The organism is Streptomyces aurantiacus JA 4570 (genome assembly GCF_000414115.1).
Lineage (GTDB): Bacteria > Actinomycetota > Actinomycetes > Streptomycetales > Streptomycetaceae > Streptomyces > Streptomyces aurantiacus_A.
The window spans coordinates 1-4,374 of the sequence record NZ_AOPZ01000054.1; the positions used below are offsets into that span (position 1 = coordinate 1).

Annotated in this window: 4 protein-coding genes; all 4 read left to right on the plus strand. The window is 69.6% G+C overall.

All coding sequences use genetic code 11. The annotated features are described in order from the left end of the window. The first annotated feature begins 157 nt into the window (after positions 1-157). On the plus strand, positions 158-478 hold the full coding sequence (locus STRAU_RS06990) for a hypothetical protein (protein WP_037657949.1): 321 nt from the start codon (positions 158-160) through the stop codon (positions 476-478). A gap of 72 nt (positions 479-550) precedes the next feature. Then, entirely contained in the window at positions 551-1,384 is an 834-nt protein-coding gene (locus STRAU_RS06995) for a hypothetical protein (RefSeq protein WP_016639558.1), read from the plus strand. A gap of 18 nt (positions 1,385-1,402) precedes the next feature. Beyond that, positions 1,403-3,355 (plus strand): fumarate reductase/succinate dehydrogenase flavoprotein subunit, encoded by a 1,953-nt coding sequence (locus STRAU_RS07000; protein ID WP_037657951.1) that lies wholly within the window; start codon positions 1,403-1,405, stop codon positions 3,353-3,355. Then, the gene (locus tag STRAU_RS07005; RefSeq protein WP_016639560.1) at positions 3,352-4,173 is read left to right on the plus strand and encodes a succinate dehydrogenase/fumarate reductase iron-sulfur subunit; all 822 of its coding nucleotides are present in this window, start codon (positions 3,352-3,354) and stop codon (positions 4,171-4,173) included. Before STRAU_RS07000 ends, STRAU_RS07005 begins: the two co-directional genes overlap by 4 nt. Positions 4,174-4,374: the final 201 nt, after the last annotated feature.

Below are 4,374 nucleotides of genomic sequence, written 5' to 3' on the forward strand. Positions count from 1 at the left end.
GGGCGGGCGGGCGGGAAAGAAGAGCGCATCCGCACCGCAAGCAAGAACCCCCCGGAGGGGGTGAATCCGCGCAGATGGCTTCCCAACGCGGGATGTGAGGCGCGACACTCGCAGGCGCATGAGCGTTGCGACCGCACCCGCGAAGTGAGGGCAAGTCATGGCTCTGCAAGATGATCTGACGGCTATTCAGCGATGTGTGGACGACCTGGTCCGCACAGTGGACCAGGTCGAGCGGCGGGCCGGCGCGGAACTGGCGGGCGTCGACTTCCGCCGGGTCCGCATGGACACCGAGCACCTGCGCGAGAGCGTCGCCCTGCTGCGCGCCGCGGCCACCGACACCCCGACGTCCCCGTCCCCGCCCGCTCCCCCGGGGGCCCGCCCCGAGCTGGTCACCATCCCCGACACGCCGTACGACCGGTCCCTGTGGACGGACTCGGACGACGAGGGCCTCGGCGCCCGCGACCGCCGCGCCCCCTAGCGGCACGCCCCGAGCGGGCCGAAGCCTCGCCGCACCCCCCGGCACCCCCGCCTACGAAGGAGTGGAGCCTCGTTGGCCACTGGCACGGAACCCCATCTGAAGAAGGGCACGGCCCCCGGCGGCGTACGGCACGGCACGCGCGCCGCCATCACCGCTGCCCATTTACGGACGGACCGCTGGTGGCTGCAGCCGGCCGCGACCGCCGCGGGACTGTTCGCCTTCGTCGTGTACTCGACGTGGCGAGCCTTCGCGAACGCCGACTACTACGAGGCGCCCTACGTCTCGCCGTTCTACTCGCCGTGCATCGCGGAGAACTGCGAGCCGATGAGGAACGGCCCCAACTGGGAGATCTTCGGAAGCTGGTGGGGCCTCTCCCCCGCCCTGCTCATCCTCATCTTCCCGCTGGGTTTCCGGCTCACCTGCTACTACTACCGCAAGGCGTACTACCGCGGATTCTGGGCGTCCCCGCCCGCCTGCGCGGTCGCGGAACCGCACGCGAAGTACACCGGTGAGACGCGTTTCCCGCTGATCCTGCAGAACATCCACCGGTACTTCTTCTACGCGGCGGTGCCGGTCGCGGGCATTCTCACGTACGACACCGTGCTCGCGTTCCGTGACGAGCACTACGAGTGGGGACACATGGGGCTCGGCACCCTCGTGTTCGTCGTCAATATCGCCCTCATCTGGGCCTACACGCTGTCCTGCCACTCCTGCCGGCACATCGTCGGCGGCAAGCTCAAGCACTTCTCCAAGCATCCGGTGCGCTATCGGATGTGGCGCTGGGTCGGCTGGCTGAACGGCCGTCACATGCTGCTCGCCTGGGCGTCGTTGATCAGCGTCGCGCTCGCGGACTTCTATGTGTATCTGATCGCTTCTGGCGCCTTCGACGATCCGACCCTCTTCTAAGCGACAGGTGCTTCTGACATGGCTCAAGTGGAACGGCAGCAGTGGGACGTCGTCGTGGTGGGGGCCGGCGGCGCCGGGCTGCGGGCCGCCATCGAGGCGCGTGAGCAGGGCGCCCGTACGGCGGTGATCTGCAAGTCACTGTTCGGCAAGGCCCATACGGTGATGGCCGAGGGCGGCATCGCGGCGTCCATGGGCAATGTGAACTCCGGCGACAACTGGCAGGTGCACTTCCGCGACACCCTGCGCGGCGGGAAATTCCTCAACCAGTGGCGGATGGCGGAGCTGCACGCGCGCGAGGCGCCCGACCGGGTGTGGGAACTGGAGACCTGGGGAGCGCTCTTCGACCGTACGAAGGACGGCCGGATCTCGCAGCGGAACTTCGGCGGGCACGAATATCCCCGGCTCGCGCATGTCGGCGACCGTACGGGACTTGAGTTGATCCGTACGCTCCAGCAGAAGATCGTCGCCCTGCAGCAGGAGGACGAGCGCGAATTCGGGGACCACGAAGCCCGGTTGAAGGTATTCCAGGAGTGCACGGTCACCCGGGTGCTCACAGCGTCCAATAGCGGCTCCGCCGCGGGCGGCGATCGGGTCAGCGGCGCTTTCTGTTACGAGCGCGAGAGCGGGCGGTTCTTCGTCATCGAGGCGCCGAGCGTGGTGCTCGCCACCGGCGGCATCGGCAAGTCCTTCAAGGTGACGTCGAATTCGTGGGAGTACACGGGCGACGGGCACGCGCTCGCGCTGCTCGCCGGGGCGCCGCTCCTGAACATGGAATTCGTGCAGTTCCATCCCACGGGAATGGTGTGGCCGCCCTCGGTGAAAGGCATCCTCGTCACCGAATCCGTGCGCGGCGACGGCGGCGTACTGCGCAATTCCGACGGCAAGCGCTTCATGTTCGACTACATCCCGGACGTCTTCAAGGAGAAGTACGCGGAGTCGGAGCAGGAGGGCGACCGCTGGTACGAGGACCCCGACAACAACCGCAGGCCGCCCGAGCTGCTGCCCCGCGACGAGGTGGCGCGGGCCATCAACTCCGAGGTGAAGGCGGGCCGCGGCTCGCCGCACGGCGGGGTGTTCCTGGACGTGTCGACGCGCATGCCCGCCGACGTCATCCGGCGCCGGCTGCCGTCGATGTACCACCAGTTCAAGGAGCTCGCGGACGTCGACATCACCGCCGAGGCGATGGAGGTCGGGCCGACCTGCCACTACGTGATGGGCGGCATCGCGGTCGAGTCGGACACGGCGGCGGCGCGCGGCGTGCCAGGTCTTTTCGCGGCCGGTGAGGTCGCGGGCGGCATGCACGGCTCGAACCGGCTCGGCGGCAACTCGCTCTCCGACCTGCTGGTGTTCGGGCGGCGGGCCGGTCTGTACGCGGCGCGGTACGCGACCGAGTCGGCCACCGCGCCCGTGGTGGACGAGGCGTTGGTGGACGCCGCGGCCGCGGAGGCGCTGCGACCGTTCAGCGCGGAGGGACCGCAGGCCGGGGCCACCCCCGAGAACCCGTACACCCTGCACCAGGAACTCCAGCAGACGATGAACGACCTGGTGGGCATCATCCGCCGCGAGGGCGAGATGGCCGAGGCCCTGGACAGGCTCGGGGAGCTGCGGCAGCGGGCCCGCCGGGCGGGGGTGGAGGGGCACCGCCAGTTCAACCCGGGCTGGCACCAGGCCCTCGACCTGCGCAACATGCTGCTGGTCAGCGAGTGCGTGGCGCGGGCCGCCCTGGAGCGGACCGAGAGCCGCGGCGGGCACACCCGCGAGGACCACCCCGGCATGAACCGCGACTGGCGCCGCGTGAACCTGCTGTGCGCGCTCGCCGATCCCACCGGCGTCCTCACGGCGACGGACCCGGCCCGCGGCCAGATCGCCCTCACCCGGGTCACCACCGACCCCATCCGCCCCGACCTGCTCGCCCTCTTCGACAAGGAAGAGCTGGTCAAGTACCTCGCCGAAGAGGAGCTCTACGAGTGAGTACGAGTACGACTTCCGGCACTGATCCGGCTTCCGGCGCGGGCGGCGGGGGCGCCTACGACGCGCGCTTCCGGGTCTGGCGCGGCGACGTCGACGGCGGCGACCTGAAGGACTTCACCGTCCGGGTCAACGAGGGCGAGGTGGTCCTCGACATCATCCACCGCCTCCAGGCCACCCAGGCCCCCGACCTCGCGGTGCGGTGGAACTGCAAGGCGGGCAAGTGCGGTTCGTGCTCCGCCGAGATCAACGGCCGCCCCCGCCTGCTGTGCATGACCCGCATGTCGGTCTTCACCCGCGACGAGGTCATCACGGTGACGCCGCTGCGCGCCTTCCCGGTGGTGCGGGACCTGGTGACCGACGTCGGCTTCAACTACACCAAGGCGCGGGAGGTCCCCGCCTTCGTACCGCCGAAGGACCTCGGCCCGGGCGAGTACCGCATGATGCAGGAGGACGTGGACCGCTCCCAGGAGTTCCGCAAGTGCATCGAGTGCTTCCTGTGCCAGGACACCTGCCATGTGGTGCGGGACCACGAGGAGAACAAAACGGCCTTCGCGGGTCCCCGCTTCCTGATGCGGGTGGCCGAACTCGACATGCACCCGCTGGACGCCGCCGCCTCCACGGGCCTGGACCGCAAGGCCGCCGCCCAGGAGGAACACGGCCTCGGCTACTGCAACATCACCAAGTGCTGCACGGAGGTGTGCCCCGAGGGCATCCACATCACGGACAACGCGCTGATCCCCCTGAAGGAGCGCGCCGTCGACCGGAAGTACGACCCGCTGGTCTGGCTGGGGAACAAGATCCGGCGGCGGCCGACATAGCGAGCCGGAGGCGGGGGCGGGCGGGCCGGTGGGGGTAATCCCCCACCCCGGATTCTCCTGATTGCCTCCATGGTCACGGGCGTTGCACGGGAACAGCATGGAGGCATGAACCTCCGCGATCTTCGCTCTTCCCGTTCCCGGTCCCGTTCCCGCAGGGGCGCGCTCGCCCTGGGGCTCGCCGTGGCCACCGTGCTCGCGGCC